Annotated in this window: 23 protein-coding genes; 14 read left to right on the forward strand and 9 right to left on the reverse strand. The window is 67.8% G+C overall.

Annotated features, from left to right (window positions below; all coding sequences use genetic code 11):
• Positions 1-68: 68 nt before the first annotated feature.
• Together ULB03_RS15280 and dgt are read right to left on the reverse strand one after the other, a co-directional pair.
• A complete protein-coding gene (locus tag ULB03_RS15280; RefSeq protein WP_322484002.1) occupies positions 69-506 on the reverse strand; it encodes a DUF805 domain-containing protein in 438 nt (145 codons plus the stop codon).
• Positions 507-545: 39 nt separating this feature from the next.
• Positions 546-1883: a dGTP triphosphohydrolase gene (gene dgt, locus ULB03_RS15285; RefSeq protein ID WP_322484003.1), complete on the reverse strand. Its 1338-nt coding sequence runs from the start codon at positions 1881-1883 to the stop codon at positions 546-548.
• Between the two features lie 229 nt (positions 1884-2112).
• Between dgt and erpA the strand changes: the two genes are divergently transcribed.
• The 3 genes from erpA (at position 2113) to xth (ending at position 5166) form a co-directional block, all read left to right on the forward strand.
• Positions 2113-2433, forward strand: coding sequence for an iron-sulfur cluster insertion protein ErpA (gene erpA, locus ULB03_RS15290; RefSeq protein WP_322484004.1), 321 nt, complete (start codon positions 2113-2115; stop codon positions 2431-2433).
• A gap of 466 nt (positions 2434-2899) precedes the next feature.
• Positions 2900-4261, forward strand: coding sequence for an IS5 family transposase (locus tag ULB03_RS15295; RefSeq protein ID WP_322484005.1), 1362 nt, complete (start codon positions 2900-2902; stop codon positions 4259-4261).
• Between the two features lie 131 nt (positions 4262-4392).
• Entirely contained in the window at positions 4393-5166 is a 774-nt protein-coding gene (xth, locus tag ULB03_RS15300; RefSeq protein WP_322484006.1) for an exodeoxyribonuclease III, read from the forward strand.
• Between the two features lie 137 nt (positions 5167-5303).
• On the opposite strand, the gene ULB03_RS15305 is transcribed toward xth, so the two are convergent.
• Positions 5304-6449 (reverse strand): sterol desaturase family protein, encoded by a 1146-nt coding sequence (locus tag ULB03_RS15305; RefSeq protein WP_322484007.1) that lies wholly within the window; start codon positions 6447-6449, stop codon positions 5304-5306.
• A 256-nt stretch (positions 6450-6705) separates the two neighbouring features.
• Between ULB03_RS15305 and ULB03_RS15310 the strand changes: the two genes are divergently transcribed.
• Positions 6706-7257, forward strand: a complete 552-nt coding sequence (locus tag ULB03_RS15310) for an isochorismatase family protein (protein ID WP_322484008.1) — start codon at positions 6706-6708, stop codon at positions 7255-7257.
• The gene (locus ULB03_RS15315) at positions 7254-8252 is read left to right on the forward strand and encodes a GlxA family transcriptional regulator (RefSeq protein ID WP_322484009.1); all 999 of its coding nucleotides are present in this window, start codon (positions 7254-7256) and stop codon (positions 8250-8252) included. Before ULB03_RS15310 ends, ULB03_RS15315 begins: the two co-directional genes overlap by 4 nt.
• A gap of 22 nt (positions 8253-8274) precedes the next feature.
• Here the strand turns inward: ULB03_RS15315 and ULB03_RS15320 are convergent, their stop codons facing one another.
• The 6 genes from ULB03_RS15320 to lptF form a co-directional block, all read right to left on the reverse strand.
• A complete protein-coding gene (locus tag ULB03_RS15320) occupies positions 8275-8562 on the reverse strand; it encodes a hypothetical protein (protein WP_322484010.1) in 288 nt (95 codons plus the stop codon).
• 163 nt (positions 8563-8725) lie between these two features.
• Entirely contained in the window at positions 8726-9574 is an 849-nt protein-coding gene (gene rsmA, locus ULB03_RS15325) for a 16S rRNA (adenine(1518)-N(6)/adenine(1519)-N(6))-dimethyltransferase RsmA (RefSeq protein ID WP_322484011.1), read from the reverse strand.
• 26 nt (positions 9575-9600) lie between these two features.
• Positions 9601-10629, reverse strand: a complete 1029-nt coding sequence (gene pdxA / locus ULB03_RS15330; RefSeq protein ID WP_322484012.1) for a 4-hydroxythreonine-4-phosphate dehydrogenase PdxA — start codon at positions 10627-10629, stop codon at positions 9601-9603.
• A gap of 33 nt (positions 10630-10662) precedes the next feature.
• Positions 10663-12015, reverse strand: a complete 1353-nt coding sequence (locus ULB03_RS15335; protein ID WP_322484013.1) for a peptidylprolyl isomerase — start codon at positions 12013-12015, stop codon at positions 10663-10665.
• Between the two features lie 103 nt (positions 12016-12118).
• Positions 12119-13225, reverse strand: a complete 1107-nt coding sequence (lptG, locus tag ULB03_RS15340; protein WP_322484014.1) for an LPS export ABC transporter permease LptG — start codon at positions 13223-13225, stop codon at positions 12119-12121.
• A gap of 4 nt (positions 13226-13229) precedes the next feature.
• Positions 13230-14393 carry an LPS export ABC transporter permease LptF gene (lptF, locus tag ULB03_RS15345; protein WP_322484015.1) on the reverse strand — a complete coding sequence of 388 codons (1164 nt, stop codon included), beginning with the start codon at positions 14391-14393 and terminating at the stop codon, positions 13230-13232.
• 389 nt (positions 14394-14782) lie between these two features.
• Here lptF and ULB03_RS15350 point away from each other — a divergent pair, with 389 nt between their 5' ends.
• The 9 genes from ULB03_RS15350 to ULB03_RS15390 all read left to right on the forward strand — a co-directional run bounded on the left by ULB03_RS15350 (position 14783) and on the right by ULB03_RS15390 (position 25460).
• Positions 14783-16276, forward strand: a complete 1494-nt coding sequence (locus ULB03_RS15350; protein ID WP_322484016.1) for a leucyl aminopeptidase — start codon at positions 14783-14785, stop codon at positions 16274-16276.
• A gap of 76 nt (positions 16277-16352) precedes the next feature.
• A complete protein-coding gene (locus tag ULB03_RS15355; protein ID WP_322484017.1) occupies positions 16353-16799 on the forward strand; it encodes a DNA polymerase III subunit chi in 447 nt (148 codons plus the stop codon).
• Between the two features lie 110 nt (positions 16800-16909).
• Positions 16910-18022 carry an alpha/beta hydrolase fold domain-containing protein gene (locus tag ULB03_RS15360; RefSeq protein WP_322484018.1) on the forward strand — a complete coding sequence of 371 codons (1113 nt, stop codon included), beginning with the start codon at positions 16910-16912 and terminating at the stop codon, positions 18020-18022.
• Positions 18023-18144: 122 nt separating this feature from the next.
• Positions 18145-18882, forward strand: a complete 738-nt coding sequence (locus ULB03_RS15365; protein ID WP_322484019.1) for a response regulator transcription factor — start codon at positions 18145-18147, stop codon at positions 18880-18882.
• A complete protein-coding gene (locus tag ULB03_RS15370; RefSeq protein ID WP_322484020.1) occupies positions 18879-20267 on the forward strand; it encodes an ATP-binding protein in 1389 nt (462 codons plus the stop codon). The genes ULB03_RS15365 and ULB03_RS15370 overlap by 4 nt, the downstream gene beginning before the upstream one ends.
• Positions 20268-20396: 129 nt before the next feature.
• Positions 20397-21113, forward strand: coding sequence for a carbonic anhydrase (locus ULB03_RS15375; RefSeq protein WP_322484021.1), 717 nt, complete (start codon positions 20397-20399; stop codon positions 21111-21113).
• Positions 21114-21142: 29 nt separating this feature from the next.
• Positions 21143-22672 carry a SulP family inorganic anion transporter gene (locus ULB03_RS15380; protein WP_322484022.1) on the forward strand — a complete coding sequence of 510 codons (1530 nt, stop codon included), beginning with the start codon at positions 21143-21145 and terminating at the stop codon, positions 22670-22672.
• A gap of 41 nt (positions 22673-22713) precedes the next feature.
• Positions 22714-23064: a hypothetical protein gene (locus ULB03_RS15385; RefSeq protein ID WP_322484023.1), complete on the forward strand. Its 351-nt coding sequence runs from the start codon at positions 22714-22716 to the stop codon at positions 23062-23064.
• 392 nt (positions 23065-23456) lie between these two features.
• A complete protein-coding gene (locus ULB03_RS15390) occupies positions 23457-25460 on the forward strand; it encodes a methyl-accepting chemotaxis protein (RefSeq protein ID WP_322484024.1) in 2004 nt (667 codons plus the stop codon).
• Positions 25461-25550 lie beyond the last annotated feature (90 nt).

The raw sequence follows: 25550 nt of genomic DNA on the forward strand, positions 1-25550 counted from the left end.
CGGCGGCGGGGCACCATACAAGGTTCCTGCGGTGCAGGTCACGGGCGGAGTTGGACGGGCTGGGTCCATCAGGACAATGGATCGGCTCCGAAGCGGTTGGCGCCCGGCGTCCCCCGGCGACAGCCAAGTTCGATGCAGAGCCAGAGCCCACCAACGAAGGGAATCAAATAGACCAGCATGAACCAGCCGCTTCGATTACGGTCGTGACAGCGTTTGACCAAGACGGCGAGGCTCGGCCACCAACTCGCCACGGAGATAACCATCAACAGCGCGCCAACCGCCGGAGGGAACGGGTTTCCCGGCCCGCCACGGAGGAATACCGCGCTATCCGCCGTGCTAAGAACGAGCGAAATCACCAAGGCACCAAGGATGAGTCCAGGTATCTGGAACTTCAGCCAAAACTCCCCACGTGAAATTCGCCCATTGAACGACAGCAAGAACCAAGACCAAGTAAAGGGCGCTCGCCGCAAAGACGATACGTTGACGCCCTCGGTGATATCCTCCATGCATCCTCGGATCGCTTGAGTTTCGCAGGTGGAATAGAGCTATCCCGCGATCAATTGCGCCTGCCGGATGGCGAAGCGGTCGGTCATGCCGGCGACGTAATCCAGCAGGCCGCGCACCCAATGGGCCCGCTCATAGGGCAGCTGCCGCGACTCCGGCATGGTTTCCAGCAGGGAGGCCCAGCGGCGGGGCAGCTTGGCGCCCGGGCCCAGCTTCTCCCGGTCCAGCAGCGCCTCGCCATAGGCGTCCAGCAGGGTGGTGATGGTGCGGGCGGCGATAATGTCGGTCTCGCAGCGTTGCTGGCCGCGATAGATGCGCTCGTGGCTGACCTGTTCGATGTGGCGCAGGGCCTGGGCGCGCTCCGACAAGGTCAGCAGCGGCTTGCAGAACTCCCCCGCCATGAGGCTGGGCAGGCGCTCCAGGAAAATCTCCGCCGCGTCGCGCACCAGGCGGTCGATGGCCTGGGCGCGCAGGAAGATCAGCTTGCGGTCCTCATCCTCCAGCGTCTTGTAGTCCGCTTCCCAGTCCTTGCTCTTGTCGTCGCGGATGAAGGCCAGCAACAGATCCTCGGCATGCTCGAAGCTCAGCATGCGCATCTTGGCCGCGTCCTCGATGTCCACGACGTGGTAGCAGGCGTCGTCCGCCGCCTCCACCAGATAGGCCAGGGGGTGGCGGCACCAGGCGCCCGGCCCCGTCTCCACCAGCCCCACCTCAGCCGCGACCTCGGCGAACACCGCCTGCTCGCTTTCAAAATAGCCATATTTGCGCTTGTGCGGACGCCGCACCGGGCCGCCTGGAACCTCAACGCCCCAGGGGTACTTGGCGCCGGCCGCCAGCGTCGCCGCCGTCAGTTGCAGCCCGCCCACGCCGCGCCAACCCTGCAACCGGGTCAGCACGCGGAAGCCCTGGGCGTTCGCCTCGAACTTGCACAGCTCCGCCTGCTCCACATCGCTCAGCCCCTCGCGGATGCGGCGGCCGATGGCGCTGTCGGCGAACCAGTCGGAAATCACGTCCTCACCCGTGTGCGCGAAGCAGGGCGTGCCGACGTCGTGGGCCAGGGAGGCGGCGGCCACGACATGGCCGATGTCGGCCGGGGTGGCCTTCAAGGGATAGGCGATGCTGCCCAGGATGGCCGGCCCCACCCACATGCCCAGCGACCGACCTACCCGCGCCGCCTCCATGGAGTGGGTGAGGCGGGAGCGCACATAATCGGACCCGCCGATGCCGTGCACCTGCTGCTTGTCCGCCAGACGGCGGAAGCTGGTGGTGAAGGTGATGCGATCGATGTCGATCTCATAGGCGCTGCGGTGCGGCAGTTCCGCATCGGCCGTCGTCTTGGCCAAGCGCTTGCGCGACAGCAGGCTGTTCCAGTTCATCATCGCCGCATACCTCATGCCAGACCGGTGCGGGCACCAAATGATTCCCGTCCTTTGACGGAACCGTTTGGAGCGCCTACATACTATGGGCGTTACAGAGGAACGCGGCCCCTGTCCAGTCGCCTTTTCAACAGGTACGTGGGTGCGGGGGGCGCATTCCACAACTGGAAAGACATCCGTCGATGACCATGACCGACATCGCCGCCGATACCGCCCCCCTCCCCCGCGCGCCATGAGCCTGAGCGCCAGCGCCGCCAAGCGCGTGCGCAAGCTGGCGGAGATGGAGGGCGGCGCCCACGTCATGATGCGCCTGACCGTGTCGGGGGGCGGCTGCTCCGGCTTCCAGTACGGCTTCAGCTTCGACGCCACCCTCAATGACGACGATCATGTGTTCGAGCGGGACGGCGCCCGGTTGGTGGTGGACGACACCTCGCTGGACCTGCTGGCCGGGGCCGAGGTGGATTTCGTCGAGGAACTGGCCGGCTCCTACTTCAAGGTCAGCAACCCCAACGCCAGCTCCTCCTGCGGCTGCGGGCAGAGTTTTTCTCTGTAAGGTTTCCCTCAGGCGCCGGGCGCGGCCATCCGGCCGCTTGGCTTCCTCGCTGCGCCCTGCGGTGCTCGCTCCGGCGGACGCGGTCGCGTCCTAATGCATCTTCCCTCAAGCGCCGGGCGCGGCCATCCGGCCGCTTGGCTTCCTCGCTGCGCCCTGCGGTGCTCGCTCCGGCGGACGCGGTCGCGTCCTAATGCATCTGCCCTCAAGCGCCGGGCGCGGCCATCCGGCCGCTTGGCTATCCTCGCTGCGCCCTGCGGTGCTCGCTCCGGCGGACGCGGTCGCGTCCTAGAAAGTCGTCCGTGAATGATTCCTAAGCCGTTGGCCGAGCATGGTGTTTGGCTGGTAGTGCCGTAATCGGATTTGCAGGGAAGTGGGGTCTTGGCCTCCGCTTTCTTGCAATTTGGGGATCCCCTTTTGGGCCATTTCGTGATTCGATTCCCCCTGTGAACAGCGGTGGGAACAGGCCATGTCACGACCCCGGGACACCCGACAGAAAGACCTTCTGCGTCCAGCCCTGGACCAGATCATCGACCTGAAGCACCCACTGGTGGTGCTGGCGGGCAAGGTCGACTGGGGCTTTCTGGAACAGCGCTTGGGTGGGGTCTATCGCGGCGGCCCAGGCCAGCCGCCGTTGCCGGTTCGGCTGATGGCGGGCCTGCTGATCCTGAAGCATATGCACAACCTGTCGGATGATGTGCTGACCGCCCGCTGGGCGGAGAACCCCTATTTCCAGTTCTTCTGCGGCGAGGAGGTCTTCCGCCACGACCTGCCCTTCGACCGGTCGTCGCTGTCCCGTTGGCGCCAGCGCCTGGGCGAGGAGCGGCTGGCCGCGCTGATCCAGGAGAGCCTGCGGGTGGCGCAAGCCACCGGCGCGCTCAGCACCAAAGACTTGGCGCGCGTGGCGGTGGACACCACCGTCCAGCCCAAGGCCGTCGCCCACCCCACCGACGCCCGCCTGACCCACAAGGCCATCGAGAAGCTGGTCGCCTTCGCCAAGGACAACGGCCTCACGCTGCGCCAGAGCTATCTGCGCGTGGCCAAGAAGGCCGCCATCATGGTCGGCCGCTACACCCACGCCCACCAGCACAAGCGCGCCAATCGGGAACTGAAGTTCCTGCGCACCCGTCTGGGCCGCCTCATCCGTGACATCAACCGCAAGATCGCCGCCAAGGCCGCCAAGGGGGACGCCGACGCCCCGGACCTCCTGGCCCGCTACGGCCCCTTACGCGACCTGACCATCAAGGTCAGCATGCAGACCCAGCGCCAGCGCGGACAGAAGGTCTACTCCCTCCACGCCCCCGAGGTCGAATGCATCGGCAAGGGTAAGGCCCGCGCCCCCTACGAGTTCGGCTGCAAGGTCAGCGTCGCCGTCCCCATCACCAAGCCCAAGGGCGGCCTCTTCGTCCTCCACGTCCAGGCCCTGCACACCAACCCCTTCGACGGGCACACACTGGCCAAGGCCGTCGCCGACATCAAAGCCAACACTGGGCGCGAGCCGGACCGCGTCCACGTCGACAGGGGATATCGCGGCCACGACCATCCCAACAAGTTCAAGGTCTGGATCACTGGCCAGGTCCGCAGAACCACCGCCGCCATCAAACGGGAGATGAAGCGCAGGGCCGCCATCGAGCCCATCATCGGCCACCTCAAGGCCGAACACCGCATGGGACGGAACTACCTCAAGGGACGCCACGGCGACCGTATCAATGCCGTCCTCGCAGCCGCTGGCTTCAACTTCCACCTCCTCATCCGGTGGTTCAAGGACCTTTGGCGTGCCCTGCTCAGCGCACTCCAAATCCAAAACGAAAGGGCCCTGATCAGCACGTAAGCCAATCAGGGCCATTCTTCACGGACGACTAGAAAAGAAAGGATGCGTGGTACGCTTCCGAGCAAGCCCCTCGCGTTGAGCAAGGCTTCGCTCTAAGGTGCGGACAAATTCCGCCTGATGAGAGCCTTCCCATGCGCATCGCCACCTGGAACGTGAACTCAGTCAAAGCCCGCTTAGGCAACGTGACCGAGTGGCTGGACAGCGCCAAGCCGGACGTCGTGCTGTTCCAGGAGATCAAGTGCGAGACGGCCGCCTTCCCGCTGCAGGCCTTCCAGGACCTGGGCTATCACTGCGCCGTCGTGGGGCAGAAGGCCTACAACGGCGTCGCCCTGCTGTCGCGGGAAGAGCCCACCGACATCATCACCCGCCTGCCGGGCGAGCCGGAGGATGAACAGGCCCGCTATGTCGAGGCGACGGTGGGCGGCATCCGCATCGCCAGCCTGTACCTGCCCAACGGCAACCCGGTGGGGACGGAGAAATACCCCTACAAACTGCGGTGGATGGACCGTCTGAAGGCCCACGCCAGCAGCCTGCTGGCCAGCGAAGTGCCCTTCGTGCTGGGCGGCGATTACAACGTCATCCCCGAGGCGCGCGACGTCTACGACCCCGCCGCCTGGATCACCGACGCCCTGTTCCGGCCCGAGACCCGCGCCAAGTTCCGCGAGATCACCCACCTGGGCCTGGTGGAGGCCTTCCGCGCCGTGCATCCGACGGCGGAGCGGGCCTACAGCTTCTGGGATTACCAAGCCGGCGCCTGGCCGCGCGACATGGGCCTGCGCATCGACCATTTCCTGTTGTCGCCCCAGGCCGCCGACCGCCTGGTGGGCTGCGCCATCGACAAGGGCCCGCGCGGCCAGGAAAAGGCGTCCGACCACACGCCGGTGATCCTGGAACTCGCGGCCTGAGTCTTCAAAAACGCCCTCAAACCCCGGGCGGCCGCTGTCGCGGCCTTGGCTAATCCTCACGTTTCAGTCCGCTGACGCTCCCCAAAACGCTCCGGCGGCCGCAGTCGCGGCCTGCAAGGGCATGAGTGTCTTTGGCACTACCCCTCACGCTTGCCGGTCAGCAGTTCCACGGGGCCGCTGAAGGGGTAGAGGAACTGCTGGACGAACCCACCGGGGATGGGCTTCACCGTGCCGTACTTCTCCGGCCAGCGGTCCTTGGGCTGGTGGTAGGTGCGGAACACCAGATCCCAGAAAGGGGTGTGGGCGCAGTAGTTGCGGTCCAGCGCCTCTTCATCCGAGGCGTGGTGCCAATGGTGGAACTGCGGCGTCACGATGAAGTAGCGCAGCCAGCCCAAATCCATGGCGATGTTGGAATGGATCAGCACCGCCTGGATGGACACGAAGATCAGATAGGCGAACACCGTATCCTGCGGGAAGCCCAGCAGGAAGATGGGCACCAGGATCAGCGACCGGGTGATCAGCACCTCCAGCACATGCAGGCGGGAGCCGGACAGCCAGTCCATGTGCTGCGGCGAGTGGTGGACGGCGTGCAGGCGCCACAGCCAGGGGATCTCGTGATAGGCGCGGTGGCTGACATACTCCACGGCGTCGGCCGCCAGGATGACCAGCAGGAAGCGCACAAATCCGGGCAGCGCCGCGACCTGCGTCTGCAGCCAGCCATTGACCGCCCAGCCGAAGACATCATGGGCGAAATGGTTGGAGGTCAGCAGAAAGGCGCCAATGAGCAGATGGTTCACGGTGAAATAGCTGAGGTCCAGCCGCCACCCATCCCGCAGCACCGGCTGGTCCGGGGCCACGCGGGGCAGCAGGCGCTCCAGCAGGATAAAGGCGCTACCAGTGAAGAACAGGTCCAGCACCAGCCAGTCCAGCCCCACCCAGGTCCGGGCCTGGTCGAAATCCTCATACGGCACATAGGGCCCGCCCAGCAGCAAGGCCAGCACCACGCCGCTGATGCCCATGACACCGGCCCGCCGGCGCCGATTCAGCACGCAGGCCCCCAGCCCCAGGAACACCCCCACGCCCATGGACAGCGCCAGGATCAGGCGCAGCAGGTCCATGTCGTAGTGCGGCCGCAGCTCCGGCGTCGTCAGCCAGGCGGGATAGCGCAGGCACAGGACCGCGCCGATGCTGAGCAGGCCAATGGCCAGGGAGATGGTGCCGGCCGCCTGGCTGGACATCAGCCGGTGCCATAAGCCGGGCGCCGGCGCGGCGGAATTGGTCATGTCTGTGGCCTGACTGTTCGCCGGGGCCATGCGCCCCTCCTGCGGCGGTGGAACCGTATGTCACAAATCAATCAAGAATACCGTCTTACTGCAACTGGCGCGGTGTAAACCGCATGTGTCGGCGGCTGGGCCGCTTCCGCGTCGGGATTGATGGCGTAAAACGTCCCATCTTTGTCCGCCAGCCCCATTATCCCGTGCTACGCTCAGGGCTAGCATCCAGGCCATCGCCCAACCCTGATGGCAGGAAATAGTCCTCATGAGCACCATGGCAACCCCCACCGCCCTGATCGTCATCGACGCGCAGGAGTCCTTTCGCCACCGGCCCTATTGGGAGCAGGCGGAGTATGACGCCTATCGCCCGGCGCAGCAGGCGTTGGTGAACGGCGCCAAGGCGCGCGGCATCCCCGTCGTCCAGATCTTCCATGTGGATGGCGAGGCGCCGTTCAGCCTGGAGTCCGGCACCATCCGCACGCTGGAGGGGTTGGACATCACGCCCGACGCGGTGTTCCACAAGGCGCGGCACAGCGCCCTGGTGGGCAGCGGGCTGGACGTCTGGCTGATCCGCCACGGCATCCGGCGGGTCATCATCTCTGGCGTGCGGACGGAGCAGTGCTGCGAAACCACCACCCGCCATGCCTCCGACCTGGGCTTCGACGTCACCTACGTGACGGAGGCGACCTTGACCTTCCCCATGACCGACGCGCACGGCCGCGTCTGGCCCCCGGCGGAGATCAGGGCCGCCACGGAGTTGGTGCTGGATGGCCGCTTCGCGCGCATCGCCACCGTCGCGACGGCGTTCGAGGCATGAATGCCGGCCCCATCCCCCTGCCCGTCTATGTGGTGCTGCCGCCCCGCACGCTGCTGCTGGACGTGGCGGGGCCGGTGGAGGTGCTGCGCCGGGCCAATGTGGAGCAGGACCGGCTGCGCTTCGCCGTCCGCTATGTCGGTCCGGCGGCATCGCTGGTCACCTCCATCGGTCTGACAGTGTCGGGGATTGAACCATTGCCCGACACGCTGCCGGCCGACGCCATGGTGATGGTGGTGGGCTCGGTCGAGCAGATGATGGGGGACGCGGGGCCGGACGCGGCGGATGTCGAGGCGGGCAACCAAGCCATCGTCGATTGGCTGCGGGCCCGAGTCCAGGCCAGCCATCGGCTGGTCAGCATCTGTGCCGGGGCGCTGCTGGCCGGTCGCGCGGGCCTGCTGGATGGCCGGTCCTGCACCACGCATCACAGCGACTGCGAGACGCTGGCGCGGCTGGTGCCCCGCGCGCGGGTGCTGGAGAACCGTCTGTATGTCGAAGATGGCAAGGTGGCGACCAGCGCCGGCGTCACCGCCGGCATCGACCTGATGCTGCACCTGGTCGCCACCCTGCTGGGCCCGGCCGTGGCCCTGGCCGCCGCCCGCGCCCTGGTGGTCTATGTGCGGCGGGCGGGCGGCGATCCGCAATTGTCCGCCTGGCTGGAGGGGCGCAACCATGTGCATCCGGCGGTCCACCGGGTGCAGGACGCCATCACCGCCAACCCCGCGCATCCCTGGACGCAAGAGACGTTGGCCGCGGTGGCCGGGGCCAGCCCCCGCCATCTGTCGCGGTTGTTCAACGACCATGCGGGGATGACCCTGCCGGACTATGTGAACCGGCTGCGGGTGGCGCTGGCGGCCCAATTGCTGGGCCATACGCGGCTGGACATGGAAAGCGTGGCGGAGCGCGCGGGCTTCGCCTCGACCCGGCAGATGCGGCGGGTCTGGCGCCTGTACCACCCCACACCGCCCAAGGCTGCGCGGGGGTCGGGGGCGGGATGACGCCCGGAAGCTAAGGAATGCCTTAGAAGCTGTGGATACGGGCCACAGCCACCTGGTCGTAGGCATTGGCCTGGCGGCCGGCCAGGCAAGCGTTCAGATGGTCGGCGCGCTGGGCGCCCTGTTCCGCACCTGGGTACAGGTCGAATGCCGATTGCGAGCAACTGGAAAAGGCGGGGTTCTCATCGGCCACCTGGACGTAATCATGGTCCGGCGCGCCGGTGCAGGCGGCGATGGGCAGCAGCACACCCAAGGTGGACAGCAAACGGGTGGGTAGCAGGCGGTGCGCCCAGTGATTGATGGCCTTGGTCATGGCGTCATCCCCAATTTCAGCTCGTTCCGTATCGCAAATCTAGCGAAGCGAAGCGGAACCGGGAGTGACGGGCGTCATAAACGCGCAGATCGGTGAACATGGGCGCCCCCCGCCCACCGCATGCCAAGCGGAGGGGGCACCACCGTAGGGACACCCGGGGCCTTCAGCCCTGTGCGTCCTGCTGCGCGCGCCAAGCGTGGGCCAAACGGACAAAGCCCGCCACGTCCACCTCCTCCGCCCGCGCCGTTGGCGGGATGCCCGCCGCCTCCAGCAAAGGCTCCGGCTGCGCCACCAGGCCCTTTAGGCCGGCGCGCAGCATCTTGCGCCGCTGGTTGAAGGCGGCGGCCACCACCCGTTCCATATCCTTGAAGGACGGGGCATCGTCCGGCAGGACACGCGGGGTGATGTGCACCACCGCCGACATGACCTTGGGCGGCGGGGAGAAAGCCTGCGGCGGGATGTCGAACACCAGGCGGGCCTCGGCCAGCCATTGGCTCATCACCGCCAGGCGGCCGTAATCCTTGGTGCGGGGCACGGCGACGATGCGCTCCACCACCTCCTTCTGGAACATCAGCGTCAGGCTGCGGAACTCCCGGATCTGCCGCAGCCATCCCACCAGCATAGGCGTGCCCACGTTGTAGGGCAGGTTGGCGACGATGGCGCGCGGCGCCGGGGCGATGGCGGTCATGTCCACCGCCAGTGCGTCACCCTCCACGATGGTCAGGCGGCCGGCGGCGGTCTCAACCACATCCGCCAGGGCCGCGACGAAGCGGCTGTCCCGCTCCACCGCGATCACTGCCTTGGCGTCGCTTTCCACCAGGGCGCGGGTCAGCCCCCCGGGGCCGGGCCCGACCTCGATGACGGTGACGCCGGCCAGGTCGCCGGCGGCGGCGGCCACCCGGGCCGTCAGGTTCAGGTCCAGCAGGAAGTGCTGGCCCAGGGCCTTGCGGGCGCCCAGGTCGAAACGGGCGATGACGTCGCGCAACGGCGGCAGGTGGGCAAGGCTGGTCATGGGGCGATCTTGGAACAGGAAAGGGATCAAGCGATGGACAGGGCGCGCTGCCGCGCCAGGCGGTCGGCCGACAACAGGGCCGCCACCAGGCTGGACGGGCTGGCCTGCGCCGTGCCCGCCAGCGACAGGGCGGTGCCGTGGTCCGGCGAGGTGCGGATGAAGGGCAGGCCCAGGGTGATGTTGACCCCGGTTTCGAAATCCAGGGTCTTCAGCGGGATCAGGCCCTGGTCGTGGTATTGGCAGATGACGGCGTCATAGGCGGCGCGGGCGCCGGCATGGAACAGCGTGTCGGCCGGCAGCGGCCCGGTGACGGCCAGCCCCTCCGCCCGCAAGGCGGCGACGGCGGGGGCGATGATCTCGATCTCCTCCCGCCCCATGGCGCCGCCCTCCCCCGCATGGGGGTTCAGGGCGGCCACGGCCAGGCGCGGCTGGGCGATGCCGAAATCACGGCGCAGCGCCTGGTAAGTCACCCGCGCGGTGTGCAGCAGCACCTCGGGCGTCAGCAGACCGGCCACATCCTTCAGCGCCACATGGATGGTGGCCAGGGCCACGCGCAGACCGCCGCCCTCCAGCAGCATCACCGGCTCTTCCGTCATCCCGGCCAAGTGGGCCAGGTATTCCGTGTGGCCGGGATGGCGGAAGCCGGCGGCGTACAGGCTGCTTTTCTGAATGGGGTTGGTGACGACGGCCGCCGCCCGCCCCGCCCGGACCAGGGCCACGGCCCGGTCGATGCTGGCGATGACGGCGGCGCCGTTGGCGGGGTCCGGTCGACCGGGCACCACCGGCACGGGCAGGTCCTGGCGCAGCACCGGCAAGGCGTCGCCAAAGACGGCGGCGGTATCGGCCGGGTCGGCGATCTCCCGCACCGGCACGTCGAGGCCGGTGGCGCGGGCCAGGGCCGCCAGACGGTCCGGGCTGTCGATCAGGAAAAAGGGCGGGATGCCCCGGTCACGCCGCAGCCGCCAGGCCATCAAGGCGATCTCGCCACCGATGCCGGCCGGTTCGCCCATGGTCAGGGCCAGGGGCAAGGGGGACGAAGGAAGCGGCGCGGTCATGAAACGGATCGGGGGGCCATCGCCCCCCGCCCCTCAGCTACGGATGTCGATGGTGGCGGCCCGCCGCAGGTCGCGCAGGTTGCGCCGCTGCAGCATGTCCATGCGCTCGCCACCGATCATGTTGGCCACCTGGTCACGCGGCGGGGCGCTGCCCTCCGGCACCTTGCGGTCGCACACCATCAGCAGCATGAGGCCGGCCTGGGTTTCCAGCGGATCGGTGGCCTGGCCGACACCCAGCCGGCCGATCAGCTTGGCCAGCTCACCCGGGATATCGCCCAGGCGGGTCATGGGCTGCGCGCGGGTGGTGGAGCCCGGCAGGTTGGCCTTGGCGGCGGCGGCCAGGGCCTCGCAGCTGTGCGAGGTGTCGCCGATCTTCTTCACGGTCTGGCCCAGGGCCTGGATATCGGCGCCGGGGGGCACCGGCACCACCACCTGGCCCACCGACACCTGGATGTCGGCGGGATCGCCGCCGGTGACGGTGCGCTCATCACGCACGAGGAAGATGTAATAGCCGCCGGCGCCGCGCAGCGGCACCGAGACCTGGCCCGTGGGCAGGCGCTGCAAGGCGCGGTCCAGCGCCGGCTCAAGCTGGCCCTGCTGCACCCAGCCCATGTCGCCGCCGGCCGCCGCCGTGGCGCTCTGCGAAAACTGCTGGGCGACGGCGGCGAAATTGGCGCCGTGCGTGATTTCGCCGACCAGCTTGTCGGCCAACTGGTGGGCGTCCTGGTCCAGCTTGGGGTTGTCGACGGAGATGAAAATCTCCGTCAGCAGGTATTCCGGCTTGCCCGCGTTGGCGATGATGCGCTGGGTGCGGGTGTCGATCTCCTCATCGCTCACCTGGATGGTGGGACGGATGCGGCGCTGCACCACCTTGTTCCAGGCAATGTTGGCGCGCATCTGGTCCTTCAAGGCGTTAACGGGGACGCCGCTGCGCTCCAGGGTGGCCGCGAACTCTTCCGGCGAAGCCGCCTTGTTCTGCTTGGCGAGGCGCGCGAACTCCCGGTCCACCTCCTCATCCGTCACCACCAGGTTCTGCTTCTTGGCCTCCTGCAGCTCCAGCTTCTCATCGATCAGCAGGCGCAGCACCTGGGGCTTCAGCTTCTGCTCCACGTCCGGCGTGTCGGGCAGGCCGGTGTTGACGATGGCCAGGCGCATACGGCCGGCCAGGTCGGTCTGGGAGATCGCCTCGTCGTTCACCACGGCGACGATACGCTCCTCCTGCTGCCCCTGCGTGGCGCTGACGCGCGGGCCCACGGCCAGGCCGTTGGCGGCGTTGGCCGTCCGGGGGCCGGCCAACTGCGCCAGCGCGGGCGTGGCCAGGCTGGTGGTCAGCGCCAAGCCAAGGGCAAGCACGGCAGCGGCGGAACGGCGGGAGAATTGGATCATCTGACCTTACCGGGAATAGCAGGGAACGGAACTTATAGTGCCAAGGATGGGGGAAGGCAAACGGCCGCCACGCGCCAGGGCGCGGCCGCTCCACCATCCCCGCTCAACCATCCTCAAGGTGCAGCAGGGCGGCGGCGCCCAGCATGAGGCAGACGCCCGCCGGCGCCCAGGCGGCCAGGAACACCGGCAACACGCCGCTGCGGCCCAGCGCCTGGATGATGTTCTGGCTGACGAACAGCACCAGGGCGGTCACCAGGCCGGTGCCCAGCATCTGCAAGGTGCCGCCACGGCGGGCGTGCCGCAGGGAAAAGGTGCCGGCCAGGAAGACCATGGCACAGAAGAAGGCGGGTACGGCCAGCATCGATTCGTAATACATGCGGTGCCGCACCGACGACAGCCCGGTCTGCTCCAGGGTCTGGATGAAGCCGGGCAGTTCCCAGAACGACAGGGTGTCGGGCTGGGCGAAGCTTTCCTGGATGCGGGCTTCCGTCAGGTCGGTGGGCAAGGCGGTGACGTCGACATGCTGCGTGGGCCGGCCGGGGCGGTTCAGCCAGGCGTTGCGCAGCACCCACTGGCCCTTCTGCAACTCCGCCGTTTCCGAATCCAGGCGGCCCACGGGGATCTGGTCGCTGCCGTTGAACAGCAGGATGGTGACGGTGCGCAGGCTGACCGGCTTGCCCGGGGCCACCGACTCCGCATGGATCAGGTAGTTGCCGTTCTCGCCCTCCTGCACCTGGCGCAGCCACACGCCCGAGCGGGCGACGTCCAGCGAACTTTGCTGTCCGCGCAGATACCGGCTTTCCAGCTGCTCATACCGGGTCAGCATGGTGGCGAAGACGGGACTGAGCAGCGTGATGTTGATGATTCCCGCCACCATGGCGGTCAGCAGCACCGGCGTCATGAACTGCCAGACCGAGATGCCGGAGGCGCGCACCACCACCAGCTCCGCACTGCGGGTCATGCGGAAGAAGGTGTACATGGCGCCGAACAGCACGCCGAAGGGAAAGATTTGCTGCCCGATCTCCGGCAGCTTCAGCACGGCCATGCCCAGGACGATCTGGAAGGTCGCGTCGGTCTTGGCGGCGGCCCGGCGCAACAGTTCCACCGTGTCCAGCAGCAGGACAAGCGCCAGCATGCCCCCCAGGATGACCAGGAACCAGAAGACGAACTGACGGGTGATGTAGACGGACAGGGTGGGCGAGATGCGCATGATGTCAGGCCACCTTTCCGCCCAGTGATCCATCCAGGGGCGGGCCACCGAGCGGCGGGGGCGCCTTGCGGGGTCCGCCGCGGCTGAAACTGCGCCAGTTCTGCAGATACCAGTAGCCGATCAGAACCGGGGCGATGCCAACGACATACAGCACGGCGTTGAAGAGCTGGGTTTTCACCGCGAGGTTGGAGATGCCCAGCATCATGGCCTGCAACAACATGCCGCACACCACGGCCAGCGAAATGCGGCGGGCCTGGCCGCGGCGCGAGAACTCGCCCGACATCAGGGCCGTCAGCGCGATCATGGCGAAGGCCGGCGCCAGCAGCGGCGTGGCGAAGCGCTGGTGCAGTTCCTGGTTCAGGCGGGGGCGCAACTGGGTATCCGTGGGATTGCCGGTGTCGAACAACAGGTCGCTCAAGGTCCGTTCCCGCGGGTCGGGCCAGCGCGGCGCCTCCCCGGCGTTCAGCACCTTGAGGTCGACGGTGTAGCGCTTGAATTCCAGGTTGGAGGCGTGGCCGGTGTCGCGGTCATATTCCTGGCGCACGCCGTCATAGACGATGACGCGGGGCCCGGCCTCCGCCGTCACCAGGATGCCGTGGTCGGCGATGGTCATCACCGGGCGCTGCGGCTTGCTGCTGTCATAGATGATCAGGCCGCTCAGCATCCCCTCCGCCCCGCGCTGACGGACGTAGACGGTCTTGCCCTCGCCCACGTCGTTGAAGGTGCCTTCACGCAGCAGGACCGAGGAATAGTCGGTGCGGATCTCCTCGCGCAGGCGCACGAACTCGCGCTGGGCCGCTGGCGCCAGGAACAGGTTCAGCAGCAGGCAGAGGAACAGGACGATGGCCGAGAGCTGCAGCGCCGGCCGGGCCAGGGTCAGCGGCCCCATGCCGGCCGCGCGCATGACCACCAGTTCGCTGTCCAGCGTCAGGCGGTTGTAGGTGAACAGCGTGGCGATCAGCACGCCCCAGGGCATTACCAGCGCCAGGAAGGTCGGCAGCGTGGAGAACGCGAGGCGCAGGAACATGCTGATCGGCGCCCCGCCCTCGACCACCAGCTGGATCAGGCGCAGCGACTGCGTCATCCAGATGGTCGAGGACAACCCGGCCGTGATGAAAATCATCGCCACGACGAGGTTGCGCGACAAATACCGGCCGATCAGATTCATCGTGCTCCACAACAAGAAAAGACGGGATCGGCGCCAGCCATAAGGGCGCCTCCCATCCCGCCAATCCGCTGCCGCGAGCGCGCCCTGAAGCACGCCCGTGGCCCGGCCACTATAGGGCCCCACAATTTGGCGAAACCAGGGCGCTTTGCCCCAGCCCCCGGAAGAGGGCAGCCGTGGTGGGACCCCGCCCACAGGGCTTGGTACGCTGTTCTTATCGACTCCCGTCTCCGGAAACAACCGCCAGGGACGAAAGGACTGGATTTCGAGCGTTGACGAACAACATTGAGAAATCCTGTATAGGACTAGGAACGCCATAAGGCGAAGCCATCCGGACGGGGTAAGGTGCCGCGCGGGCGCCGCCGTCCCAAGGGACCACCAAGAGAGGCAAGATGAAGATCGCTTACGCCCAGAACGCCCTGCCGCAGTCCGGCGTGCTGGCCATCACGGTATCGCAGGGCCGCGGGCTGGGCAGCCTGGGCGCCGAGCTGGACCAGAAGGCCGGCGGCGCGCTGGCCCGCGCCATGGAAGCGGGCCGCTACACCGGCAAGGCGGATGAGACGCTGACCCTGCTGGCGCCCGCCGGCACCGAGTATTCCCGCATCCTGCTGGTCGGCATCGGCGCCGCCGAGAAGGTGACGGACCTGTCGGCCCAGTCGCTGGGCGGCACGGTCGCGGCCAGCCTGGCCCGCGCCGGCGACTCCGACGCCACGCTGGTGCTGGACGGCCATGACGGCCTGGTGCTGTCGCCGGCGGCGTTCGCCGCCCATGTCGGCTATGGCGCCCGCCTGCGCTCCTACCGCTTCGACAAGTACAAGACCAAGGAACCGAAGGACCAGAAGCCGACGCTGAAGAAGCTGACGCTGGCCACGGCCGAGCATGCCGCCGCCAAGAAGGCCTACGGCAAGCTGGACAAGGTCGCCGACGGCGTCTTCCTCACCCGCGACGTCGTGTCCGAGCCGCCGAACGTCATCTACCCCGAAACCTTGGCCGAGCGTTGCCAGGCCCTGACCGAGCTGGGCGTCAAGGTCGAGGTGCTGGACGAGAAGCAGATGAAGAAGCTGGGCATGGGCGCGCTGCTGGGCGTGGGCCAGGGCTCGGCCCGTCCGCCCCGCCTGGTGATCATGCGCTGGGACGGCGGTGAGAAGGGTGCCGCCCCCCTGGCCTTCGTGGGCAAGGGCGTCACCTTCGACACCGGCGGCATTTCGATCAAGCCGGCCGCCGGCATGGAAGACATGAAGTGGGACATGGCGGGTTCCGGCGCCGTCATCGGCCTGATGGCCGCCCTGGCGGGCCGCAAGGCCAAGGCCAATGTCGTCGGCGTGGTGGCCCTGGTGGAGAACATGCCCGATGGCAACGCCCAGCGCCCGGGCGACGTGGTCACCAGCATGTCCGGCCAGACGATCGAGGTGCTGAACACCGACGCCGAGGGCCGCCTGATCCTGGCCGACGCCCTGTGGTACACCCAGGCGACGTTCAAGCCGCGCTTCATGGTCGACCTGGCCACCCTGACCGGCGCCATCATCGTGTCGCTGGGCAACGAGCATGCCGGCCTGTTCTCCAACAACGACGAACTGTCGCAGCGTCTGACCGACGCCGGCCTGAAGACGGGCGAGACCTTGTGGCGCCTGCCGCTGGGGGCCGCCTATGACAAGGACATCGACTGCGACGTCGCCGACATGAAGAACATCGGCAGCCCGGGCAAGGCTGGCAGCATCATCGGCGCCGTCTTCCTGCAGCGCTTCGTCAACGACGTGCCGTGGGCCCACCTGGACATCGCCGGCACCGCCTGGAGCAAGAAGGACGGCGGCACGGTGCCGAAGGGCGCCACCGGCTACGGCGTCCGCCTGCTGGACCGGCTGGTCGCGGACTACTACGAAGGCTGACAAAAGCCTTCATAGTCGGGGTAAGATCAGGGGCGGCTCCGCGGGGGCCGCCCCTTTTCCTTGCGCGGATCGTCCCATGACCGAGGTCAACTTCTACCACCTGCAGCGCAGCAGCCTGGAGCAGACCCTGCCCGACCTGCTGGAGCGGTCGCTGGCGCGCGGCTGGCGGGCGGTGGTGCTGTCCACGGTGGAGGAGCGGTCGGAGCAGTTGGCCCAGCACCTGTGGACCTGGCGGCCGGACAGCTTCCTGCCCCACGGTACGGCCAAGGACGGCCACGCCGCCGACCAGCCCATCTGGCTGACGGCGGTGGATGAGCGGCCCAATGATGCCCAGGTGCTGTTCCTGACCGACGGCGCCACCAGCACGCGCATGGCCGAGTATACCCGCGTCTGCGACATCTTCGACGGCATCGACCCCGATGCCGTGGCCGCCGCCCGCCAGCGCTGGAAAGCCGCCAAGGAGGCCGGCTTGGACCTGACCTATTGGCAGCAGACCGACAAGGGCTGGGAAAAGAAGGCCTGAGCGCCCCTTTTCCAACCATCAGGTGGGCAGGGCGAGCGGGCGCCTGTCGACATCCGGCACTTCTGGCTGAGCATTCCCCCAGGACCATTCTCTGAGAGGGGGGCTTACCCGTGAACATCCGGCACCTGCTTAAGCGCGGCCTGCGGAACGCGCTGCTGTCCGTCGGCCTATCGGCGGCCCTGTCCGCGACGGCGGCTGAAACCCTGGCGGCTGAAACGCTGACAGTGGACGCGGACGGCACCATTCATGTCGATGGCCTGTCGGTTCCGGTTTCGGACCTGCTGAGCCCCGAGGCGCGGGCCATCCAGGCCGCCCGCCTGGTGCAGCCGCCGGCGCCCGTGCTGCGGGAGGATGGGGTGCCCACGGCCCGCATCGCCACCGACAAATTTCAGAAGATGATCGCGCAGCAGTGGCTGGCCCGCTATCCGGCGCGGATCGAAACGGTGACCATGAATGGCGTGCGCACTGACGTGGTGACGCCCGATGCCGGGATCGCACCGGAAAACCAGCACCGCGTGCTGATCAACCTGCACGGCGGCGGCTTCTTCGCCGGGGCCGTATCCGGCGGCTTGGCGGAAGCGGTGCCCGTGGCCGGCCGCGGCCGCATCAAGGTCGTCACCGTGGATTATCGCCTGGCGCCGGAAAACCGCTTCCCCGCCGCGTCGGAGGATGTGGAACACGTCTATCGCGCCCTGCTGACCCGGTATAAGCCTGCGGAGATCGGCCTCTACGGATGTTCCGCCGGCGGCACCCTGGTCGCGCAGTCCGTCGCCTGGTTCCAGAGCCGCCATCTGCCCCCACCCGGTGCCATCGGGGTCTTTTGTTCCGGCGCCATGCCTGGGTTCTGGTACGGCGGCGATTCCTTCGCCACCACCCAGATGATGAACGCCCGCCTCCAGGCCACGGACGACGATATGCGGGATGGCGCCGGCAGCCTGTACCTGGCCGGCCGCAACCAGGACGACCCGCTGGTCACGCCCGCCCTGTTCCCCCAGGTCCTGGCGAAATTCCCGCCAACCTTGCTGATCACCAGCACCCGCGACAGCGCCATGAGCAACGTGCTGGTCACCAACGCCCGCTTACTGGCGGCGGGGGTGGAAACCCAACTGTTCGTGCAGGAGGGGTTGGGCCATGGCGAGTTCAATTACGTCGTCGGCAGCCCGGAGGCGGCACAAGCCTACGATGTCATTTGGCGCTTCTTCGACAAGCACCTGGCGCGCTGACCGGCCGACAATGGCGCTTAGCGGGGCCGTACTCCCAGGCGGCCCCACCGCCCGTGTGCATATGCAGCATGGATGGGCGCGCCGCCCCTGGAAAGACGGCGCCCGGCTCTTATTTAAGCCCGATGAACAGCCTATCCATCGCGCGCATCCTGCTGGTCGAGGACGACCCGGCGATGCGCACCCTGATCCTGCGGGTGCTCAAGGAAAACGGGTTCGAGGCCACCGGCGTGCGCGACGGCCGCGACATGGCCGACGCCCTGGGACAGGGCAGCTACGACCTGGTGTTGCTGGACGTCATGCTGCCGGGGCAGAGCGGACTGGACATCTGCCGGGAGCTGCGGCGCACCAGCCAGGTGCCCATCATCATGGTCAGCGCCCATGGCGAGGAGATCGACATGGTGCTGGGGTTGGAGATGGGGGCCGACGACTATGTGCCCAAGCCTTTCCGCGCCAAGGAGTTGCTGGCCCGTATCCGCGCCCTGCTGCGCCGCGCCGGCCATAACGGCGCCGGCGGGGGCAATGGCGCCGGTTCCATCGGCTCGGCCCCCCAGGATGTCATGGTCTTCGCTGGTTGGCGCCTGGACCGGCGGCGGCGGGAACTGACCGACCCCGACGGCGTCGCGGTCGACCTGTCGGGGGCGGAGCACGACCTGCTGGTCAGCTTCCTTGAGAACCGGCAGCGCGTCATCGGGCGCGAGCGCCTGCTGGAACTGTCCCGCGCCCGGCTGGGCGAGGTGAACGACCGCAGCATCGACGTGCTGGTCAGCCGCCTGCGGCGCAAGCTGGGGGATGAGAACCGCCTGATCCGCACGGTGCGGGGTGTCGGCTACATCTTCACCGCCGACGTGATCCTCCTATGACCCCGCCGCTTCTTCACCGCTGGGCCCATCTATGGCCGCGCAGCCTGATCGGCCGACTGGGCGTCGTGTTGTTCGGCGCCGTGCTGCTGGCCGTCATCGGCAACGCCATCGTCCTCGTCCAGGCCGAACAGGACTATGGCGACGAAACCCAGACCTGGCACATCGCGGAGCAGGTGGAGACGGCGGGTCACGTCCTGTCGGCCATCCAGCCGGAGCGCCGCGCGGCGGTGGCCGACTCCCTGTCCTCCCCCTTCCTCACCTTCACCTGGGTTCCGAATCCGGCGGAGCGCGCCAACCAGGGCGACAATCCCGCCAGTTGGCTGCTGCGCCACGAGATGATCGAGCATCGGCCGGCGCTGGCGGGATTGGACCTGCGGCTGCGCACCGGAACCGAAACGCCGTCCAAGACCTTCGACGGCGACCTGCGGCTGACGGACGGCAGCATCCTGCGCTTCGGCGCCACCGACCTGCCGGCTTACGTTCCCGTCCTGTACGCCCAGTTGGGGTCCATCGCCCTGCTGTCCATCGGCGTGCTGCTGATGGCCTTGTTCCTGGTGCAGACGCTGGCGGCCCCCTTGAAGATGCTGGTGAAGGCGGCGGACGCGGTGGGCAATGGCCCCCCCGTCTTCATCCCCGCGCGGGGCCCGCAGGAAATTCGGCGCGTGGCCCTGGCCTTCAACGCCATGCAGCGGCGCATCGACCGTCTGATCACCAGCCGGACGGAGGCGCTGGCCGCCGTCTCCCACGATATGCGCACCCCCATTGGGCGCCTGCGCCTGCGGGCGGGCTTCCTATCCAGTGCGGAGGAGCGTGCCGCCTTCGACAGCGACCTGGATGAGATGGAAGGCATGGTCAACGACCTGCTGGACTATCTGGGCGGGGAGGAAGACCCCGAGCGGCCGCGCCGCACCGACCTGCCGGCCCTGCTGTCCACCCTGGTCGACAACGCCGTCGACGCCGGCCACGCCGCCCGGTACGACGGACCGGACCGGCTGCCCCTGACCCTGCGTCCGCTGGGTATGCGACGCGCCTTTTCCAACATCATCAACAACGCCATCACTTACGGCGGCGGTGCCCGGGTGACGGTGCGCGACACCGCCAAGGCCGCGGTGGTGTCGATCAGCGACGATGGCCCCGGCATCCCCGAGGCCCAGTTCGAGGCGGTGTTCGAACCGTTCCACCGCCTGGAGGAATCCCGCAACCGGGGAACCGGCGGCACGGGCCTGGGCCTGACCATCGCGCGCCAGGCGGTAACGCGCGAGGGCGGCAGCATCGCCCTCAAAAATCGACCCGAAGGCGGCCTGACGGTTATCGTTTCGATACCGAAACAGGATGAGGCGGCTCAGAAGCCGACACAAAAGATCGCCAGACACACTTTGTCATAATCGAAACGTATCCGGGAAAAACTCGGGCGTTAGGTCTAGGGGGCCCCCAACGGGGACGGTCATTCCGGGCATCGCGCCCGGCGCCGTCCGGCCGGGGATCATCGACTGAAACGCGAGGGTCTTCCCATCATGGACAGCATCATCGACGGCGTGTCGCATTTCCGATCCGTTGTGTTCCCTGAACAGCGGTCGCTGTACCGTAAGCTGGCCCACCACGGGCAGCAGCCCAAGGCGCTGGTGATCTCCTGCGCCGACAGCCGCGTGGTGCCGGAGATCATCACCCAGAGCGGGCCGGGCGAGATGTTCGTCTGCCGCAACGCCGGCAACATCGTGCCGCCCTTCAGCCAGATGAACGGCGGCGTCTCCTCCGCCATCGAATACGCGGTCGTCGGGTTGGGGGTGAACGACATCGTCGTCTGCGGCCATTCCGACTGTGGCGCCATGAAAGCCTTGTTGAAGCCGGAGGCGCTGAAGGACATGCCCAACGTGGCCGCCTGGCTGCGCCACGCCGAAAGCGCCCGCCATGTGCTGCGCGAGGCGTACAGCCTGCTGCCCGAGGCGGAGGCCGCCCGCGTGCTGGCCATGGAAAACGTGGTGGCCCAATTGAACCACCTGCGCAGCCACCCCTCTGTCGCCGCGAAGCTGGCCTCCGGCCAATTAAACCTGCACGGCTGGTTCTTCGACCTGGAGAACGGGCACATCCTGGCCCTGAACGGCGATACGGGGACGTTCCTGCCCGTGGGCGACAAGAACCAGACCCTGCAAGTGGCCGTGCGCGGCATGCGCCGGGCGGTCGCCGATCCCTGCTGCGCGCAGCACGCGGCCCACGTCACGGCCGCCGAATAATAGGGCGCCCCGAAAAAGGGAACAGAAGCATGCAGCGTTTTTTTCCCGCCACACTGGCGCGGGACCTCCCCGCGTCCATCGTGGTCTTCCTGGTGGCCATGCCGCTGTGCATGGGCATCGCCATCGCCTCCGGCGCGCCGCCTGAAAAGGGGCTGATCACCGGCATCATCGGCGGCGTCATCGTCGGCCTGTTCGCCGGCTCCCCCTTGCAGGTCAGTGGCCCCGCCGCCGGCCTGGCGGTCATCGTCTTCGAGTTGATCCGCGACGCCGGCATCGGCGCCCTGGGGCCGGTGCTGATCATGGCCGGCCTGATCCAGATGGCGGCGGGCATGCTGAAGCTGGGGCAATGGTTCCGCGCCATCTCCCCCGCCGTGGTCCATGGCATGCTGGCCGGCATCGGCGTGCTGATCGTGGCGGGCCAGTTGCACGTCATGCTGGACGCCAAGCCCCAGGCCGGCGGGCTGGCCAACATCCTGGCCGCCCCCGCCGCCTACCTCGGCCTGTTCCCGTTCAGCGGCGAGGCGGCGGAGGCGGCGCTGGGCCTGGGCCTGCTGACCATCGCCACCATGCTGGTGTGGGAATGGGTGCGCCCCCAGCGCCTGCGCCTGGTGCCCGGCGCCCTGGTGGGCGTGGTGGCCGCGACCTTGGCCGCCACCTTGCTGAACCTGCCCGTCGCCAAGGTGGCGGTGCCGGAAAGCCTGTGGGCCGCCATCCAGCCACCCGACCTCGCCAACGGCTTCGGCCTGTTTGAGCCCAAGCTGATCATCATGGCGGTGGCCATCGCCTTCATCGCCAGCGCCGAAACCCTGCTGTCGGCGGCGGCGGTGGACCGCATGCACGACGGCGTACGCACCAACTACAACCGGGAACTGACGGCCCAAGGCGTGGGCAACCTGCTCTGCGGCTTCGCCGGCGCCCTGCCCATGACCGGCGTCATCGTCCGCAGTTCCGCCAACGTGCAGGCCGGCGCTGTCAGCCGCACCTCCGCCATCCTGCACGGCGTCTGGATCCTGGGGGCGGTTGCCCTGCTGCCTTGGCTGTTGCGCGCCATTCCCATGTCGGCCCTGGCCGGCGTGCTGGTCGTCACCGGCTATCGCCTGGTCAGCGTCGCCCATGCCCGCCACCTGTTCGAACGCTACGGCGTCCTGCCGGCCACCATCTGGGCCGTCACCCTGGTCACCGTGGTCGCCACCGACCTGCTGACCGGCGTGCTGGTCGGTCTGGGTCTCAGCCTCATCGAGTTGCTGCCCCAGGTGCGCCGCTTGCGCCTGCTGGTGGTCACCCGTGAACGGGAGGAAGGCGAGTGGGAGGTGGTGCTGTCCGGTTCCGCCAGCCTGGTGCAACTGCCCCGCCTGGCCCAGGCGCTGGAAAGCCTGCCGCCCGCCCACCGCGTCACCCTGCGCCTGCGGTCCCTGTGGTTCATGGACCATACCTGCGCCGAGTTGATCAGCGGCTGGATGGACCGGCGGCGGGCCCAGGGCGAGCGGGTGATCATCGACGATGGCGACGTCGCCCGCCACCAGGCGTTCGCCGCCAAGCTCCAGGTCAGCCACGGCTGATCCCCATCCCTAACGACCCTATGCATCACAAGGAGGAACCCATGAAAATGACCAAGACCCTGGCCCTGATCCCCGTGCTGGCCGCTCTGGTGGCCCCTCTGGGCATGGCCCACGCCGCTGGCACCGCCCAGGCGCCGACCATCACCATCACGGCGGCGCAGACCGACGCCGCCCGCCGCGTCTGTCGCGACACCCTGGGCCTGGGCCCGGCCAACGTGGACTACGCCGCCTGCGTCGACAGCCTGAAAACCCAGGCCGCCGCCGCCCAGCAGCCGCAACCGGAGGCGCGGGCCTGCGCCGAAATGGGGCATACCCCGGGCGGCACCGACCATAACCAGTGCGTCGCCCACCTGGCGGCAGCGGTCAGCCATGCCCAAACCCCGCTGAACTGAGCGGCTTCAGCGTTATCCCATCATCTCGACCCTTCCATCGGGCGGCGTTCTTGACTGCCCGGGTGCGGCTCCCATCCACCCGGTCCCTACCCTAGCGTCCGCCCGTGCCCATCCCTCCCGACCGGAGGGGTGGGCTTTTTTTCGTCCAGGCGGGCAACACGCCGTGCCGATACCGCCCCAAGCCCGCCGGTCCTCCAAAATTTATGAACAAAATCATTCACTTGGTGACAATTATTAGAGGATTACTGTGGTGCTATTCTTAACTTTTAGTTTACGCGTTCCGTAGCCTCCTAGGGGATACGGCGTGATCAACGTCGCCGCACATCGATTCCGACGAAGCCCCGCGCAGATGGGGCCGCCCTTGCTGGACCAGAACCCTGGAGGAAGCCCCCATGTCCCTGTCAACCGCCGCCCTCCCCTCCGTGCAGCCGGGCGGCACGGCCGCGGCCGGCGCGTCACTGGTCCGGGTCCTCACCACCGATGAGCGCCTGGACGGTCTGGATGCCACCACCTTCCGCTTCGGGGATCGTCCGGGGGCGCTGGCCTTGGCGTTCATCTCCCCCCACCTCGACTTCCAACGCCAGGCAGAGGCGCTGCGCCGGCTCGCGGGAAGCACGCCGCTGCTGGCCATGACCACAGCGGGGGAACTGTGCGGCGGCACCAGCCAGACCGGCCCCCTCTACTGTGCCGCTGGCGAGCGGTGGTCCACCATCGTCGTCCAGGTCTTCTCCCCCGACCTGTTCGCCAGCGTCAGTATCCACACGGCCCCCCTGTGCAATGAGGACATCCGGCAAGGGAAACCGTCACGCGCGCGGGAGGAGCGGGTGGCCCGCATCGGCGAAGCCCTGGCCGGGATCAAGCCCGCCTTCCCGCTGGATTACCGGGACACCCTGGCCCTGACCTTCATCGACGGCCTGTCCAACAGCGAGAACTATTTCATGGAGGCGGTGTACGCCAGCCGCCGCTTCCCCTGCCTGTTCGTCGGCGGGTCGGCCGGCGGAAAACTGGATTTCAAGAACACCTATCTTTACGCCGACGGACGGGTGCTGGAAAACCGGGCCGTCATCGCCTTCCTGAAGCTGGCGCCCGGCAAGCATTACGGCGTGCTGAAAAGCCAGAACTTCGAGCGCACGTCCACCCGCTTCGTCGTCGCGGAGGCCGATCCCGACCGCCGTACGGTGAGCGCGGTGATCGACCCCGCCACCGGCCGGGTGGACCGCTTCGCCGACGTGCTGGCGCGCACCCTGAAGACCACCCCGGCCCGCGTATTGGACACCCTGGGGCGCCAGACCTTCGGCATCGAGATCGGGGATGAACTGTTCGTGCGCTCCGTCGCCGCCGTAGATGCCGACAGCGGCGTCGTCAGCTTCTTCTGCGACGTCAACACGGGCGATGACCTGCTGCTGCTGCGCGCCACCGATTTCGTCGACCAGACGCGACGGGACGTGGCGGCCTTCCTGCGCGACAAGCCGGCCCCCATCGCCGTCCTTCTGAACGACTGCATCCTGCGCCGGCTGAACAACGACAAGCAGTTGGGCGGCCTGACCGGGCTGTGGACGGCACCCACGGCGGGATTTTCCACCTTCGGGGAGTTGCTGGGCGTCAACATCAACCAGACCCTGAGCGCCCTGGTCTTCTTCGAACAGGCGCCGGGCCAGCCCTTCCACGACGCCATCGTGGACAATTTCCCCATCCACTACGCCAGCTTCGTCAACTACTTCACCTACACGACGCTGAAGCGGGCCGAACTGATGAACAGCCTGCGGTCGGGGATCATCCATCGGCTGATCGACCACTTCAACGCCAGCGCCGGCCTGGGCGAGGCCTTCGACCAGGTGCTGAAGGAGACGCATGAAATCCGGCAGACCATCAACCGCATCCGGGACGTGGTGATGTCCAGCCAGAAGGCGGCGGAGGACAACGCCGACACCAGCACCCTGGCGGCGGAGTTCGGCCGCATGGCCCAGGCCATGACCGGCCTGCGGGACGTGCTGAAGATCATCGACACCATCGCCGGCCAAACCAACCTGCTGGCGCTGAACGCGACCATCGAGGCGGCCCGCGCCGGTGAGGCCGGTCGCGGCTTCGCCGTGGTGGCGACGGAGGTCAAGAAGCTGGCCACCGACACCAAGACCACCCTGGGCAAGACCCAGACCAACATCGCGGGCATGGAAACCAATCTCGCCACGCTGGGGGAACACATCCAGAAGGCGCGCGACCAGTTTGCCAGCGCCCACGACCGCTACCGCGGCGTCTTCGGTCAGATGAACGAGGTGTTCGACAACACCGCGCGGATCGAGCGGACCCTGGAGTCCCTGGGCACGATGGTCGCCAACCAGCAACGCAACATGGATGAGGTGTCGAGCGACATCGCCCTGCTGAACCGTCTGGAATGACGCGCGCCGAATAGGGGCTGGCCGTGGCAGCGCCATTCATCGCATGCCGGGGGCGTGACAGAGACGGCTTGTAAGATGAATAATTTGTAC

It is taken from the genome of Nitrospirillum goiasense, assembly GCF_034427435.1.
In the GTDB taxonomy this organism is placed as follows: Bacteria; Pseudomonadota; Alphaproteobacteria; order Azospirillales; family Azospirillaceae; genus Nitrospirillum.

Bases quoted from the DNA above. Each gene is read 5' to 3' on its own strand.
- pdxA (WP_322484012.1), bottom strand. From the start codon at position 10,629: ATGACCGCGCCGCTTCCTTCGTCCCCCTTGCCCCTGGCCCTGACCATG.
- ULB03_RS15390 (WP_322484024.1), top strand. From the start codon at position 23,457: ATGTCCCTGTCAACCGCCGCCCTCCCCTCCGTGCAGCCGGGCGGCACG.
- ULB03_RS15280 (WP_322484002.1), bottom strand. From the start codon at position 506: ATGGAGGATATCACCGAGGGCGTCAACGTATCGTCTTTGCGGCGAGCG.
- ULB03_RS15315 (WP_322484009.1), top strand. From the start codon at position 7,254: ATGAATGCCGGCCCCATCCCCCTGCCCGTCTATGTGGTGCTGCCGCCC.
- lptG (WP_322484014.1), bottom strand. From the start codon at position 13,225: ATGCGCATCTCGCCCACCCTGTCCGTCTACATCACCCGTCAGTTCGTC.
- ULB03_RS15380 (WP_322484022.1), top strand. From the start codon at position 21,143: ATGCAGCGTTTTTTTCCCGCCACACTGGCGCGGGACCTCCCCGCGTCC.
- ULB03_RS15335 (WP_322484013.1), bottom strand. From the start codon at position 12,015: ATGATCCAATTCTCCCGCCGTTCCGCCGCTGCCGTGCTTGCCCTTGGC.
- ULB03_RS15320 (WP_322484010.1), bottom strand. From the start codon at position 8,562: ATGACCAAGGCCATCAATCACTGGGCGCACCGCCTGCTACCCACCCGT.
- erpA (WP_322484004.1), top strand. From the start codon at position 2,113: ATGAGCCTGAGCGCCAGCGCCGCCAAGCGCGTGCGCAAGCTGGCGGAG.
- dgt (WP_322484003.1), bottom strand. From the start codon at position 1,883: ATGATGAACTGGAACAGCCTGCTGTCGCGCAAGCGCTTGGCCAAGACG.
- xth (WP_322484006.1), top strand. From the start codon at position 4,393: ATGCGCATCGCCACCTGGAACGTGAACTCAGTCAAAGCCCGCTTAGGC.
- ULB03_RS15295 (WP_322484005.1), top strand. From the start codon at position 2,900: ATGTCACGACCCCGGGACACCCGACAGAAAGACCTTCTGCGTCCAGCC.
- ULB03_RS15310 (WP_322484008.1), top strand. From the start codon at position 6,706: ATGAGCACCATGGCAACCCCCACCGCCCTGATCGTCATCGACGCGCAG.
- ULB03_RS15385 (WP_322484023.1), top strand. From the start codon at position 22,714: ATGAAAATGACCAAGACCCTGGCCCTGATCCCCGTGCTGGCCGCTCTG.
- lptF (WP_322484015.1), bottom strand. From the start codon at position 14,393: ATGAATCTGATCGGCCGGTATTTGTCGCGCAACCTCGTCGTGGCGATG.
- ULB03_RS15365 (WP_322484019.1), top strand. From the start codon at position 18,145: ATGAACAGCCTATCCATCGCGCGCATCCTGCTGGTCGAGGACGACCCG.
- rsmA (WP_322484011.1), bottom strand. From the start codon at position 9,574: ATGACCAGCCTTGCCCACCTGCCGCCGTTGCGCGACGTCATCGCCCGT.
- ULB03_RS15375 (WP_322484021.1), top strand. From the start codon at position 20,397: ATGGACAGCATCATCGACGGCGTGTCGCATTTCCGATCCGTTGTGTTC.
- ULB03_RS15370 (WP_322484020.1), top strand. From the start codon at position 18,879: ATGACCCCGCCGCTTCTTCACCGCTGGGCCCATCTATGGCCGCGCAGC.
- ULB03_RS15350 (WP_322484016.1), top strand. From the start codon at position 14,783: ATGAAGATCGCTTACGCCCAGAACGCCCTGCCGCAGTCCGGCGTGCTG.
- ULB03_RS15355 (WP_322484017.1), top strand. From the start codon at position 16,353: ATGACCGAGGTCAACTTCTACCACCTGCAGCGCAGCAGCCTGGAGCAG.
- ULB03_RS15305 (WP_322484007.1), bottom strand. From the start codon at position 6,449: ATGACCAATTCCGCCGCGCCGGCGCCCGGCTTATGGCACCGGCTGATG.